We start from the raw sequence: 13,787 nt of genomic DNA, 5'->3' as shown, positions 1-13,787 counted from the left end.
CGCTGTAAGAGCGGAACCAATTCCAGCCATCATCCAGATAACGGATATGCCCCCACCACACAATCACGCGACCACCTCCGCACTCAACAAATAACTCCGATACAACCCCGCATACACCCCATCCCTCTCCATCAACTCCCCATGCCCCCCCACTTCCACCACCTGCCCATGCCGCACCACCGCAATCCGATCCGCATCCCGAATCGTCGCCAGCCGATGCGCAATGATGATCGCCGTGCGCCCCTCACACAGCCTTCGCAACGCCCGCTGAATCCGCCGCTCCGTATGAATATCCACCGCCGACGTCGCCTCATCCAGCACCAGCACCGCGGGGTCCGCCAGGTACGCGCGCACCAGGCACACCAACTGCCGCTGCCCATGGCTCAAATGCGCCCCCAACGGCCCCACTTCGGTGTGGTACTGGTGGGGCAGCCGCTCCAACACCTCATCCGCCCCCAGCTCACGGGCCGCCGCAATCAACGCTGCTTCAGACGCCTGGGGCGCGGCCAGGCGCAGGTTGTCGAGAATGCTGCCGCTGAACAACACGTTGTCCTGCAACACCACCCCCACATGCCGGCGCAGGGTGTGTTGCGCCAGGTCACGCACGTCAATGCCGTCGAGCCGCACCGCGCCGGTCTGGGCTTCGTAGAAACGCGTCAGCAACTGCACCAGCGTGCTCTTGCCATGGCCGGACGGGCCGACAATCGCCAGCACTTCACCCGCCGTAATGTGCAGGTTCAGCCCGGTGAGGACCGGCGTCTGCCCGTAGCTGAATCCCACCTGGTCAAACTGCACGTCACCGCGTGCCAGCGGCAGCGGTTCAGGGGTGAGGCTGTCGACGATCTGCGGGCGGGTATCGAGCAGCAGGAAGATTCGTTGCGCTGATGCCGACCCGGTGGCGTAACGCTCGAACAGGTCCGACAGTTCCTGCAGCGGCCCCAAGAACAGAAACACGTAGAACAGGCTTTCAGCCACCTGGCCCACACTCACGTCGCCCGCCGCCAGGCCGTACGCGCCCACCAGCAACAACAGTGCAATGCCGGCCGAGCTGAGCAGGGCGGTAAACGGCGCAAACCACGACGAGCGCAAGCTGCCGCGAATCAACGCGTGGTTGAAGTCATCCAGCAACCCGCGATAACGCTGCAGGTTGGGCGTTTCCTGGGCGCACTGTTGCAACAGGCGTGCGCCGCTGACGCTTTCCACCAGGTGCGCGGTAAACCGGCTGCGGTTTTCCGCGACCTTGGCCCAGTTGCGCTGGGAGATGCGCTTGAAGCTCCACGTGGCGATCACCAGCAGCGGCACCGTCGCCACCAGGCTCAGAAAGAAGCGTGGGTCGATGCGCCAGAGCATCACCGACGCAAGGCCGCAACGCAGCACGGCGCCGAGTAATTCCGGTGGGCCCTGGATCACCAGCGGCTCAAGGGCGTCCACGTCGCGGTCGACCCGGGAAATGATGCGCCCGGCACGGGTCTGGTCGAAGTAGCTCACGCTCAAGCCCTGCACATGGGCGAACACCTGCACACGCAAGGCGTTCAGCACCCGGATCGCCGCGCTGCCGGCGACGAACTGCGAGACCCCGGCCAACAGAAAGCGCGCCAGCCAGCTCGCCGCCAGGCCCAGGCCCAGCCACAACACCAGGCGCTCATCCAGCAGCCAATGATCGGTGCTCTGCACCAACCCGCGATCAAGCAGTTCGCGCACGAACCACGGGCGCAGGAACACGGTGAACACCAGCAGGATCTCGATGCCGATCACCATCAGGATCTGACGGCGGATCGGTCGCAGCAGTGGCAGCAAGCGCTTGAACATGCCCCGGTCGAGGGCTTTTTTCGCCAGCATTTCTTCGATTTCGATGTCGCTCAAGGCTTTGCCTGGCAGCGGGTTAGCCATGGTCGATCCCCAGCAGGTCGCGGTAAGCCGCGTCGGTGGATTGCAGGTGGGTGTGGGTGCCCTGGGCGACGATGTGGCCGGCGTCGAGCATCAGCACGCGGTCGGCCAGCAGGATGGTCGAGAGCTTGCTGGAGATCACCAGCACCGTCGTGCCGTGCAGCTGCCGCAGGTTGTGCAGCACCTGGCGTTCGCTGATGGCGTCGAGGGCGCTGGTGGCGTCGTCCAGGCACAGGATGTCCGGTTTGCCCAGCAACGCGCGGGCCAGACACAGGCGTTGGCGCTGGCCGCCGGACAGGGTGACGCCGCGATCGCCCAGGGGTGTTTCCAGGCCGTGGGGCAGGCGTTGCAACACGTCTTCGGCGGCGGCCAGGTGCAGGGCTTCGCGCAGTTGTTCGTCGCTGGCGTCGGGTGCCGTCAGGCGCAGGTTGGCGGCGAGGGTGCCGGCGAACAGGAAGCTCTCCTGCGGTACGACGTGCACCCGTTGGCGCAATGGGCCCAGTTGTAGCGCGCGGATGTCCTGCCAGCCCTGACGGTCCGAGCCCAGCAATACGCGCCCGGCCGTCACATCGCTCAAGCGGGGTAACAGGCTGGCCAGCAGGCTCTTGCCAGTGCCCGTGGCGCCGACCAATGCGACGACCTCACCGGGCTGCAAGGTCAGCGAACAGCCCTGCAGAATGTCGCGGCCACCGCCAGGCGCGGTGACACTCACCGCGTCCAGCTTGAGCCCCAAGGGACTGGCGGGCAGGGCGGCAGTGCCGCTGCGGATCGCGGCCGGTGCATCCAGCAATTGCCAGATGCGCTCGGCACTGGCGCGGGCGTCGGCGAACGTCTGCATCACCCGGCCGATACCTTCGATGCGGAATACCAGCGTGGTGGCGATCAGCAGGGAGGTGACCAACTCACCAATCCCCAACTGACCGGCCGCAACGAGATGCGCGCCGTACACCAGGATCCACACGTGCCCCAGCGCGACCACCGCCTGGGGCAGCGGGATGCGTGAACTGGAATAGGCCAGGGCCTGCCGCGCCAACGTGGCAAACACCGCCACTTGGTCGGCAAAACCCTGGATACGCGGTTGCTCCAGCGCGAATGATTTGATCACCCGCACGCCGCCAATGCCCTCGCTCAGGTCCTGATTGACGCGGTCGTAAGCGCTGCCGACGGCACGGTCGAGTCCGACCAGCCGCTCGGTTTGCAGCACAAAAATGCCCAGGCCCGTGACCGTCAGCAGCAGCGGCACCAAGCCCAGCAGTGGGTCATACCAACTCAGCAAGCCCACGGTGGCCAGTACCACCAGCGGCGTTTCGACCAACTGCCGCCAGAAGGTGATCAGCGCGTCGCGCACCTTGTCGGCGTCCCGGGTGGTGCGGGTGATCATCTCGCCCATGCCGTGCTGCCAGTGGTAGCCCAGGTGCAGGCTTTGCACCTGGGCCAGGATGCGTTCGCGCAGGCGTGTCAGCAGTTCCTGGCTGATCACCAGCGACAGCACGCTGGCGACGTATTGCAGCACGCCACGGCCCAGGGCCACGGCCAGCATCAGGCCCAGCCAGTACCAACCCAGGCTGGCGTCGAGGCTGCCGTCGGCGTGATGCACTACGGCACGGCCGGCGCTGACGTCGTTGACGGCGTGGCCTATCAGCCATTGCTGCCAGACCAGCCCCAGGTTGATGGCGATGTACAGCGCTGCCACCAGGCTGAACCGCCAGGGCATTTCCCGGTAGATTGCCAGGCTGCGCAGAAGAGGGTGTCTTTCGATCATGAAAAGCTCATCGGCAAAAAGGAATTCACTCGCCCGTTGTAGGAGCCCGGCTTGCCGGCGATGGCGGTGTACAAGGCGACATCTGTAGTGGATGTGCCGACGCCATCGCCGGCAAGCCGGGCTCCTACAGGGGCGTGTGGTTATTTTTGGGTGGCGCCCTGGGTTTCCTTGGCGTTGAGGATCGCGGTGTATTCGCCCGGGTCCACGTCGTTGAGGTAGTAGTTGCCCACGTGGTGCAAGCGCCAGCGGATCGGGTCGTGGGTGGTGTGCACCCGGGCGTTGCGCCAGAAGCGGTCGAGGTTCCATTTGCTCAGGGACGCGCTGGCGCCGAGCAGCGAGAAGATGTCGCTGGAGATCTTCAGCGAAGCGCTGTCGGAGTGGGCGCGGGCGGTGGCAACTGAAAGGATCAGTTCGTCTTGCAGTTGCTTGTTCTCCGGGTCCAGCTCATGGGCATCAAACACCCGTGCCGCATCGCGCAACAGCGACTCGGCGGCGCGCAGGGCCACGGCGTATTCGCCGATCTGCTTGATGATGTGCGGCTCTTCATTGGCGTGATCGACGCCGCTTTCCACCCACGGTCGTGCGTTGTGCTTGAGGTAATCCACGGCGGCCGACAGGGCGCCGGCAGCAATGCCGGTGTCGATGGCCGCGTGAAGGATCTGCGGGAAGGTCAGCCCGGTGCGTTTCATCGGGCCTTTGCGCCGTGACACGTAGTCTTCATCGAGCACGATGTTGTCGAAATTCACCGTGCCGCTCACCGAGTTCTTCTGGCCGAACGCCTCCCAGTCATCCACCAGGGTCAGGCCTGGCGCATTGCGGTTGAGCAGCACGCCCGCGCCACCATCTTCCGAGGCGGCGGTGAGGGAGATCCATTCGGCCAGGTAGGAACCGGTGGAGTAGAACTTGCTGCCGTTGAGCACCAGGGCGCCATCGTCACGGCGTTCGACGCGGGTCTTGAGCGCGAATTTGTTCTTGCCGCCGACCTCGGCCAGGGCATTGCCGAAGCGTTTGCCGGCCAGCACGTCGCTGACCAGGCGATCACGCACGGCGTCGGGGTAGCCGTTGAAGATGCCACGTAGCATCACGTTGTGAATCTGCAGCAATTGCCCCACGCCGCCATCGGCCACCGAGATGATGCGCACGGTCTCGACGATGGTTTGCACCGACGCGCCGAGCCCGCCGAAGGCCTCTGGCACGCCGATGGCTGTGATGCCGCTTTCGGAAAGCAGCTGCGCCTGGCGCCACGGCAGTTGGCCGTTTTGCCTGTGGTCGGCGGCAATGGCAGCGATCTCCACGGCGATTTCATGGGCGGCGGCGATGGCCTCGGCTTCGCTGTGCAGTTGGCGTATGGGGGCCTGTTCAAACGTAGTCATGCATTCATCCTTCTGGTTTGGTTCGCGCCGTCCCGTAGGAGCCCGGCTTGCCGGCGATGGCGTCTTTGAAAATGTCATCGCCGGCAAGCCGGGCTCCTACAAAGGGCGAGCGGTGTCTGAGGGGGCTTGAGCAAGTTCCACGCCAACGCCTGAAACCCCATGGCAGGGGGGCTAAGGCACACGGGGTGCTGCTGGAGAAGCAACACCCCCAGGCGACTGCTGGCGCAGCAGCAGTGCTGTTGGCAGGTCAGCAATCGCGTTGCGTAGCACGGCGCATCAGCCCCGTAAACCGGGGTTTTGGCCGTTTGGCACGGCCTCTGCAATACCCCCTCCACTCAACTCTTTCCATTCAATGGAGCTGCCGATGACCCTTTCCGCTGTCCTGCCCACGCCTGAGCTTGAGCAGATCTGGTTTACCCGTTGTCCGGTGCCGACCGCGTCCGGCATCGCCTACAAACTGGGCTGGCTGACTGAAGAGTTCGCCCCCGATGGCCTGCCGGTGTCCACCTTGCAGGAGGCCCGCCAGTTGGGTCGCCATCACTACGATCACGACCTGCCAGGGCTGTTTCGCGAAGGCGGGAATGTGCCGGCGTTGGCTGCGCGTGCGGCCGGTGCGCCGAGCCGGCTGATCGGCCTGACCTGGATCGAAGAATGGCAGACCATCCTCGTGCGCCCGGACTCCGGCATCACCCGCCCCGAGGACTTGAAAGGCAAGCGCCTGGCCCTGCCAGCGTGGGGCGAGAGCCGGCCGGGCAGCATTGCCCGGGCCATGAGCCTGCACGGATACAAGGGCGCCCTGAGCCTGGCCGGCCTGGGCTTTGATGACGTGACGCTGGTGGAAGTGGCGTTGCAGGATCAGGAACAGGCACCCGACCCGCAACGCGGTTTGCAGCGCCTGTGGTCGGGCCTGGATTACCTGGTGCGCGGTGAGGTGGACGCGGTGTACGTCAAGGGCGCTTCGGCCGCTGACGCGGCGCGCCGGTTGGGCCTGGTGGTGGGCCTCGATCTGGACCTTATCGCCGAGCCGCGTTATCGCATCAACAACGGCACGCCGCGTCCGATCACCGTCCACCAGAGCCTGCTGGACAACCACTTTGACCTGGTGGTGCGCTTCCTCGCACAAACCCTCAGTGCCGCCGAGTGGGCCGCGAACAACCGCGACAGCCTCAACGCGATTCTTGAAGAAGAAACCCGCGCGGGCAGTGCCGGTGTGGCCGAGGCTTATCGCGGCGACTTCCACACCACCCTGGCACCGGACCTGTCGGCCCAGCGTCTGGCGTTCCTCGACACCCAGAAGACTTTCCTTTACCTGCACGGCTTCCTGGAGCGCGATTTTGCCATCGCCGACTGGGCCGACCCGCGCCCCCTGCAAGCTGCCCATGAACTGTTGGCCAAGCGCCGCGCCTGAACCTGGAGACACCCCATGACTGCCATCGTCCACGCACAACCCATCAGCCAGGAATTGCAGGCCTTTATCGACAAGGTCCTGCTGGAAGCTGAAGAAGCCTTCACCGTGTTCCGCGAAACAGACACCATCACCGCCAACGGCACCGTTGGCTTTATCGAGCGCGTCCCCGGCCAGGAGCTGCTGGTGTCGGTGAACTACGGCGGCCCGTGGAACTACCGCAAGCCGCTGCAGGCCACCGTCACCGACTTTGCCGGCAACGTGATCTTCGGCAAGGGCAAGGGCGGCCTGGGGCGCTACACCAAGTTGTTCCAGCAGCACCCGGACGTGACCACCGTGTCCCACGTGCATTCGCCGTACCTGGGCGCCTGGGCCCAGACCCACCGCACCCTGCCATTTCATTACGTGCCGGTGCAGCGCTACCAGCTGGCGCGTGAACTGCCGGTGTACATCGACCGCCGCCAGCAAGAGGTGGACTTCATCCTCGACAAGATCGCCGAAAACCCCTTCAACCTGGCCATCCTCGAAGCCAACGGCGGCTCCACGGTATGGGGCAAGCAAGGGCTGCGCGCCACGGCGGAATTCATCCTGTTGCTGGAGGAGGGTGCACAGCTGCAATTGCTCGCCGACGCACTGGGCGGCTCGCGCGCCTATGGTCCGGGTGTGTTGACCCAGCAATGGAAGATGAGCGGGTTGTTTGAGCAGGCCACGGCGTTGGGCCTGGTGCCGGCGATTGACCGTCGTAGCTAAGGTTCACTCGGTCCAACTGTGGGAGCTGGCTTGCCTGCGATAGCGGTGTACCAGGCGACATCAATGTCGGATGTGCCGCCGCCATCGCCGGCAAGCCGGCTCCTACAGGGGGATTTTTTAATTCAAGGATGTGTTGTCATGGCCGTAAAAATTCTCTGGTACCTCACCACGCCCGACGGCCCTTATCCGTGGGAGCCCGAAGGCCGTTGGAAAACCGATTTCCACCACCTCAAGCAACTGGCCGTCGCCAGTGATCGCCTGGGTTACTACGGCTCTTTGCTCGGCTCCAGCCCGAATGAAAGCCTGGCCGTGGCCGCTTCGTTGATCGACGCCACCCAACGCCTGCGCTTTTTGGTGGCCCAACACCCGGGGGAGCTGTCGCCAGCTGTCTTGGCCAAATGGGCGCTGACCTTCGACCAGTTCTCCAACGGCCGCCTGTTGTTCAACGTGGTCAACGGCAATGACGCGGGCCTGGCGACACTGGGCGTGCATTACCCCCATGACGAACGCTACGCCTTCAGCCTCGAATACTGGCGGGCGTTCCAGGGCTTCTATGCCGGCGATACCCGTGGCTATGACGGCGACTACGTCAAGCTCGCCCCCCGTTCGCCGGGTGCGGCCAACCATCCCTTGGGCGGCTGGCACCCGCCGTACCAGAAGCCCGGTATCCCGCTGTGGGGCGCGGGCACGTCGGGGCCAGGTGTCGAGCATTCGGTGCAGTTGCTGGACGTGTACCTGAGCTTCGCCAATACCCCGCCAAAGCTGGGCGACAAGTTCCGCAAGGTGGCCGCCGAGGCCGCGAAGATTGGCCGCGAGCTGACCTTCGGCACCCGCCTGCAGATCATCGTGCGCGAGACCGAGGAAGAAGCCTGGGCCCACGCCGAAAAACTGCTGCAGCGCACCTCGTTGCAGACTGCGCGCAACGCCATCGAACGCCAGCTGCCGCCCGGTGTGAGCTTCGATGATTTCCACAGCGACGACCCGCAAACCCAGCGCAACGTCGACACTATTCGCAGCGGGCGCTTGCCAACCGCACGCGAGCTGGAGATCTACCCCAACGTGTGGCTCGGGCCCAGCCTGTTTGGCTTCAATATCCTCGGCCCGGCAGCCGGTACCTACCTGGTGGGCAGCGCCGAGCAAGTGGCCGAGCGTATTCGTGAATACGAGGCCCAGGGCACGTCGGCGTTCATCTTGTCGGGCTTCCCGCTGATCGACGAAGCCCACCGTGTGGCCGACCTGTTGTTCCCGCTGCTCGACCTGGACCACGGTTTTGACGTGCCACGCCTGGGCGTCACCCACACGGTCGTGCAGCGCGAAGAGGCTTGAGTGATGAGTGACGGATTTTCCCGCCGGGTGTTTCTCGGCAACAGCCTGGCCATCGGCGGCGGCTTGCTGCTGGGGGGCTGTGACAGTGGTGCGGCGACCCAGCGCGCGGCCGTCCTTACCGGCAAACCTGTCAGCGGTGGGCGCTTGCGTGTCGGCATTATCGACGGTGACCAGTCCGGCAACCTGGACGCCCACAAACCGGTGGGCGGCGGGATCATTCGCGGCTGGGCGCTGTACAGCAAGTTCTGGGAATGGAACACCGACGTCAGCACGCGCCTGGCCCTGGCCGAATTCGCCGAGCCGAACGCCGACGCCAGCGCCTGGACCATCCGCATCAAGCCGGGCCTGGAGTTTCACCACGGCAAGACCATCGGTGCCGACGACATGCTGTTTTCGCTGTTGCGCCTCACCGACCCCAAGCTGGCCTCGCCGTTTGCCGGGCTGGTGGGGGCCATCGACCGCAATGCCTTGCGCAAACTGGATGAACGCACGATCGAAATCCGCTTCAAGCATGGCCAGAGCTTCTTTCCGCTGGATGAAACCCTGATCAGCTTCGGCGGCATCGTGCCCACCGACTATGACCCGATCACCAACCCGGTGGGCGCCGGCCCCTATAAGCTCAAGCGTTTTGTACCCGGCCAGCGCTCGCTGTATACGCGGTTCGAGAACTACTACAAGCCCGGCCAGCCCTATGCCGACGAGCTTGAGATCATCGAATTCAAGGACCAGGTCTCCCGCGTCGCCGCCTTGCGCGCCGGGCAGATCGACGTCGCCAGCGGCGTGCAGGCCGAGCACAGTGCGTTGCTCAAGGCCGACGCGCGGTTGCAATTGAGCGTATCGCCGACCACCTCGTTTACCGGCTTCAACCTGAACCTGGCCAAGCCGCCGTTCGACGATGTGCGGGTGCGCCAGGCGTTCCGCCTGCTGGCTGATCGGCAGGAATTGGTGGACCGAGGCCTGAACGGTTTTGGCCGTATCGCCAACGACCTCTATTCGCCCCACGACCCGACCTACAACCATACGATTGCCCAGCGCCCGTATGACCTGGAGCAGGCGCGTGCGTTGTTGCGCCAGGCTGGCCAGACCGACCTGCGCGTGGAACTGACCACCACGCCGGGGCCGGGCGTGAACGCCGCGTTGGTGTTTGCCCAGCAGGCCAAAAAGGCCGGTGTCGAAGTGCGCGTCAGCCAAGTCGACGGCGCCGTGTTCAACGGCCCGCAACGCGAGCAATGGCAAGTGTCGCCGGGCTCCACACCGGCCCGTGGTTTCCTCGCGTCGGCATTGCATAACGACGCGCCGCTGGCAATCTACAACCGCAGCAACTTCCATGACCCGCGTTTCGACGACCTGTACCGCCAGGCCCTGGCCCAGCCCGACCTGGCGTTGCGCAAAGGTCTGGTGCACGAAGCGCAGCAAATCCAGCACGCGCGTGGCGGCCTGTTGATCTGGGGCTTCGGTGATGTGCTGGACGCGGCTTCGGTGAAGGTCGGCGGCCTCACGCCGGAACAGACCACCTTCGCCTCCTGGCGCTTTGACGAGTTGTGGTTGAACCATGTCTGAGCCGCGCTGCAACACCCCACGCACACCTGCGTGGCTGTCCTGGTTTGTCGGGCGCCTGGGCTACGGCCTGCTGACCGCCTGGGTGATCAGCCTGGTGGTGTTTATCGCCACCCAGGCGCTGCCGTCGGACCCGGCGCGGGTGATCCTCGGCCCGGACGCGCCGCTCGACAGCATCCTCACGCTGCAACACCAACTCGGGCTCGACCAGCCGATTGCCTGGCAATACCTGCGCTGGCTAGGGGCGGCCTTGCGCGGCGATCTGGGGGTGTCGCTGGATTCCAACGTGCCGGTCAGTCACCTGCTGTGGGGCCGGTTTGGCTACACCCTGGTGTTGCTGGCGGGCGTCATCGCCGTGGTGGTGCCCACTGCATTGGCGCTGGGCGTGGCGTTGGCGTTGCGGCGCGACAGCCGGCTGGATCGCTGGGGCCTGTCGCTGCTGATCTTTCTCAAGGCCACGCCGGGGTTTCTGCTGGCGATCGGTCTGGTGCTGCTGTTCTCCATGCCCCATATGGATTTTTTGCCGGCTGTGTCGATCCTCGACCCGGACCAGTCGCTGCTGCGTCAACTCAGGTTTCTGGTACTGCCGGTGTTGGCCCTGAGCCTCACCGCCTTGCCGTACCTGACCCGTATGGTGCGCGCCGCCATGATCGAGGCGCTGGCGTCCGACTATGTGATTGCCGCCCGGCTGCGCGGGGTGCCGGAGCGGCGCATCGTGTGGCGCCACACCTTGCCCAATGCGCTGGTGCCGGCCATTCAGGGCGTCGCATTGACCTTGCGTACGCTGATTGGCGGCGCGGTGCTGGCCGAAGTGATCTTCAGCTACCCCGGCATTGGCACCGCGCTCAACGCCGCGATCCAGATGCGCGACCTGCCGATGGTGCAGGCGATTGTGCTGGTGATCACCTTGGCCGTGGTGCTGATCAACCTGCTGGCCGACCTGTTGACCGTGCTGCTGACACCCAAGCTGCGCACGGCGCGACGGGTGAACCTGATCCAACGCAACCGCCGTGGCATCACGCCGTGGTGGCGCCGTTCCCGAGGTGACGCATGAACGAGTCGCAAACCCGCAAGGGCCTGTTGATCACGCTGCTGGTGGTGGCCGTGGCAGTGCTCGGCCCCTGGCTCGCGCCCCACGGGCCGACTGACATGGTCGGCCCGGTGTACGGCGCCCCCACGGGCGCGGCGTGGCTGGGGTATGACTTTTTGGGACACGACGTGCTGTCGCGGTTGCTCAGCGGTGGCGTATCGGTGCTGTGGATGTCGGTGGCGGCGGCGAGCCTGGCGCTGGCGGTGGGCACCACCCTCGGTTTGCTCGCCGGCTTGTCGCGGCGGCGGCTGGACCAGTGGATCACCTGGTCGGCGGACGTGTCCCTGGCGTTTCCCGACCTGATTTTGGTGTTGCTGATCGTCTCGATGCTCGGGCGCGCGCCGTGGCTGATCGTGTTGACGGTGTCGATTGCGTTCATCCCCGGCGTGATCCGCCTGGCACGGGCCAGCGCGGTGGCGGTGGCGGGGCAGGAGTTTGTCGAAGCGGCGCAGATGATGGGGTATTCACGTCGGCGCATCCTGTTCAAGGAGATTCTGCCGAACATCCTCACGCCGTTGCTGGTGCACTTCGGCAACCTGCTGACGTGGGGCGTGGGCATGCTTTCGGGCCTGAGTTTTCTCGGCTACGGCGTGGCACCACCGACGGCGGATTGGGGCTTGATGATCAACGAAAACCAGGCGGGCCTGCTGGTACAACCCTGGGCGGTGCTGGCCCCGGCGGTGCTGATCGGTGTGTTTGCCTACGGCACCAATATCCTCGCCGAAGGCATCGGCCGCAGCAGCGCAGGGACGGGAGCTAAACAGCCATGAATGCCATGACCGAAATCGACAGCGCGGTGTTGCAGGTGCGTGACCTGCGGGTTGAATTGGCCGGCGAGGTGGACGTGGTGTCGGGCATCTCGTTCAGCCTGCAAGCGGGGGAGATCCTCGGGCTGGTGGGTGAGTCCGGCTCGGGCAAGACCACCCTGGCCACCGCATTGTTGGCCCATGCGCGGCGCGGTGCGCAGATTGTCGGCGGCCAGGTGCAGGTGGGCGGCCAAGCACTGTTGAGCCTTGACGGTGAAGCCCTGCGCCGCGCCCGAGGTGGCCTGATCGGCTATGTCGCCCAGGACCCGGCCACGGCCCTGAACCCGGCGCTGCGCATCGGTCACCTGTTGCGCGAGACCTTGGCGGTGCACCCCTCGGGGTTGGACCGCGAGGCGCAACAGCTGCGTATCACGCAGACGTTGCGCGATGTCGGCTTGCCGGATGAGCCGGAGTTCTTGCGGCGTTTTCCCCACCAGCTGTCTGGTGGCCAGCAACAGCGTGTGATGCTGGCGCTGGCCTTTGTGCTGCGTCCACGCCTGATCGTACTGGATGAGCCAACCACCGCCCTCGACGTCACCACCCAGGCGCACATCCTCGACACCCTGCGCCGCCTGTGCAAGCGCCAGGGGGTGGCGGCGGTGTATGTGTCCCATGACCTGGCGGTGATCAAGGACCTGGTGGACCGGGTGATGGTGATGTACGCGGGGCGCATCGTCGAAACGGCGACGCGGGAGGCGCTGTTCAGCCGGCCGTCCCACCCGTACACCCGAGGGTTGCTGGCGGCGATCCCGGACGTGGCGGGCCGGCGTGAATTGCAGGCGATTGCCGGGCATGCGCCGGCACCGGGGCAGCGGCCTCAGGGGTGCAGCTTCGGGCCGCGCTGCGAGCGGTTTACCGAGGCGTGTTCGCGGGCGGAGCCCACCTTGCCGGTGGACATCGCCCATGCCGTGGCCTGTTGGACGCCCCATGAGCGACCGTTGCAGGCGGTCGCACTGACACCGATTGCAAGCGTCACGGCGCATACCCAAGCTTCGTTGCTGACGGTCAGCGCGTTGAATGTCGCTTACGACCGCCAAGTGCTGTTCGACATCAACGTGCAAGTGCAGCCGGGCGAATGCCTGGCGCTGGTGGGCGAGTCGGGCTCAGGCAAGACCAGTCTGGCCCGGGCCATTGCCGGCCTTGGGGAGAACGCCACCGGCGCATTGAGTTACGCGGGGCAGGCGTTACCTTTGCAGGCACGCCGGCGTGAGGCGGGGCAGCGGCACCCGATCCAGTACATCTTCCAGAACCCGTACCGGGCGTTGAACCCACGGCAGACGGTGTACCAGACGCTGAGTGCGCCCCTGGAACACTTCTTCTGCGTGAAGGGGGCAGCGGCGCGGCAACGGGTCGAAGCGGTGCTGACGCGGGTGTCGCTGCCGGCCTCGGTCGCCGACCTGTACCCCGGAAGTTTGTCGGGCGGCGAGCGCCAACGCGTGGCCATCGCCCGTGCGCTGCTGTGCGAACCGAAGCTGCTGATCTGCGATGAAATCACCTCGGCACTGGATGTGTCGGTGCAAGCCTCGATCCTCGATCTGCTGCGCCAATTGCAGCGCGAAGGGCTGACCTTGCTGTTCGTCACCCACGACCTCGGCGTGGTCCGTGCGATTGCCGACCGGGTGCTGGTGCTCAAGGCGGGCAGGGTGGTGGAGCAGGGCGCAGTGGATGAGGTGCTGGACCGGCCGCAGGCAGCGTATACGCGCACGTTGCTGGAGCATTCGCCGTCGTTGGGGTGATGGATGGCACCGCGGTGCGGTGATCGCCGGCAAGCCGGCTCCTACAGTGGATCGTGTGTACAGAGATTCATGCGTACATCGCAAACCCTGTAGGA

10 protein-coding genes are annotated in these 13,787 nt (G+C 65.4%); 7 read left to right on the top strand and 3 right to left on the bottom strand.

Translation table 11 applies throughout. The features are described 5' to 3' along the window. Positions 1 to 63: 63 nt before the first annotated feature. From HX792_RS30075 to HX792_RS30065, 3 genes are all read right to left on the bottom strand, one after another. Positions 64 to 1,890, bottom strand: a complete 1,827-nt coding sequence (locus HX792_RS30075) for an ABC transporter ATP-binding protein (RefSeq protein WP_176999463.1) — start codon at positions 1,888 to 1,890, stop codon at positions 64 to 66. Next, positions 1,883 to 3,649, bottom strand: coding sequence for an ABC transporter ATP-binding protein (locus HX792_RS30070; protein WP_176999462.1), 1,767 nt, complete (start codon positions 3,647 to 3,649; stop codon positions 1,883 to 1,885). The genes HX792_RS30075 and HX792_RS30070 overlap by 8 nt, the downstream gene beginning before the upstream one ends. A gap of 140 nt (positions 3,650 to 3,789) precedes the next feature. Then, positions 3,790 to 5,022 (bottom strand): acyl-CoA dehydrogenase family protein, encoded by a 1,233-nt coding sequence (locus tag HX792_RS30065; RefSeq protein WP_176999461.1) that lies wholly within the window; start codon positions 5,020 to 5,022, stop codon positions 3,790 to 3,792. A gap of 364 nt (positions 5,023 to 5,386) precedes the next feature. Here HX792_RS30065 and HX792_RS30060 point away from each other — a divergent pair, with 364 nt between their 5' ends. From HX792_RS30060 to HX792_RS30030, 7 genes are all read left to right on the top strand, one after another. After that, entirely contained in the window at positions 5,387 to 6,430 is a 1,044-nt protein-coding gene (locus HX792_RS30060) for an ABC transporter substrate-binding protein (RefSeq protein ID WP_176999460.1), read from the top strand. A gap of 15 nt (positions 6,431 to 6,445) precedes the next feature. Continuing rightward, positions 6,446 to 7,177: a class II aldolase/adducin family protein gene (locus tag HX792_RS30055; RefSeq protein WP_176999459.1), complete on the top strand. Its 732-nt coding sequence runs from the start codon at positions 6,446 to 6,448 to the stop codon at positions 7,175 to 7,177. Positions 7,178 to 7,315: 138 nt separating this feature from the next. Continuing rightward, positions 7,316 to 8,503 carry an LLM class flavin-dependent oxidoreductase gene (locus tag HX792_RS30050; protein WP_176999458.1) on the top strand — a complete coding sequence of 396 codons (1,188 nt, stop codon included), beginning with the start codon at positions 7,316 to 7,318 and terminating at the stop codon, positions 8,501 to 8,503. Between the two features lie 3 nt (positions 8,504 to 8,506). Next, positions 8,507 to 10,063 carry an ABC transporter substrate-binding protein gene (locus HX792_RS30045; RefSeq protein ID WP_176999457.1) on the top strand — a complete coding sequence of 519 codons (1,557 nt, stop codon included), beginning with the start codon at positions 8,507 to 8,509 and terminating at the stop codon, positions 10,061 to 10,063. Next, positions 10,056 to 11,114, top strand: a complete 1,059-nt coding sequence (locus HX792_RS30040; protein ID WP_176999456.1) for an ABC transporter permease — start codon at positions 10,056 to 10,058, stop codon at positions 11,112 to 11,114. The genes HX792_RS30045 and HX792_RS30040 overlap by 8 nt, the downstream gene beginning before the upstream one ends. After that, complete coding sequence (locus HX792_RS30035; protein ID WP_176999455.1) at positions 11,111 to 11,920, top strand: ABC transporter permease; 810 nt, start codon at positions 11,111 to 11,113, stop codon at positions 11,918 to 11,920. The genes HX792_RS30040 and HX792_RS30035 overlap by 4 nt, the downstream gene beginning before the upstream one ends. Further along, the gene (locus tag HX792_RS30030; protein WP_176999454.1) at positions 11,917 to 13,692 is read left to right on the top strand and encodes an ABC transporter ATP-binding protein; all 1,776 of its coding nucleotides are present in this window, start codon (positions 11,917 to 11,919) and stop codon (positions 13,690 to 13,692) included. Before HX792_RS30035 ends, HX792_RS30030 begins: the two co-directional genes overlap by 4 nt. Positions 13,693 to 13,787 lie beyond the last annotated feature (95 nt).

It is taken from the genome of Pseudomonas sp. B6002 (genome assembly GCF_013385985.1).
Lineage (GTDB): Bacteria > Pseudomonadota > Gammaproteobacteria > Pseudomonadales > Pseudomonadaceae > Aquipseudomonas.
Note: the sequence above shows the minus strand (reverse complement) of the source record. Positions and strands in the feature narration are given on the sequence as shown.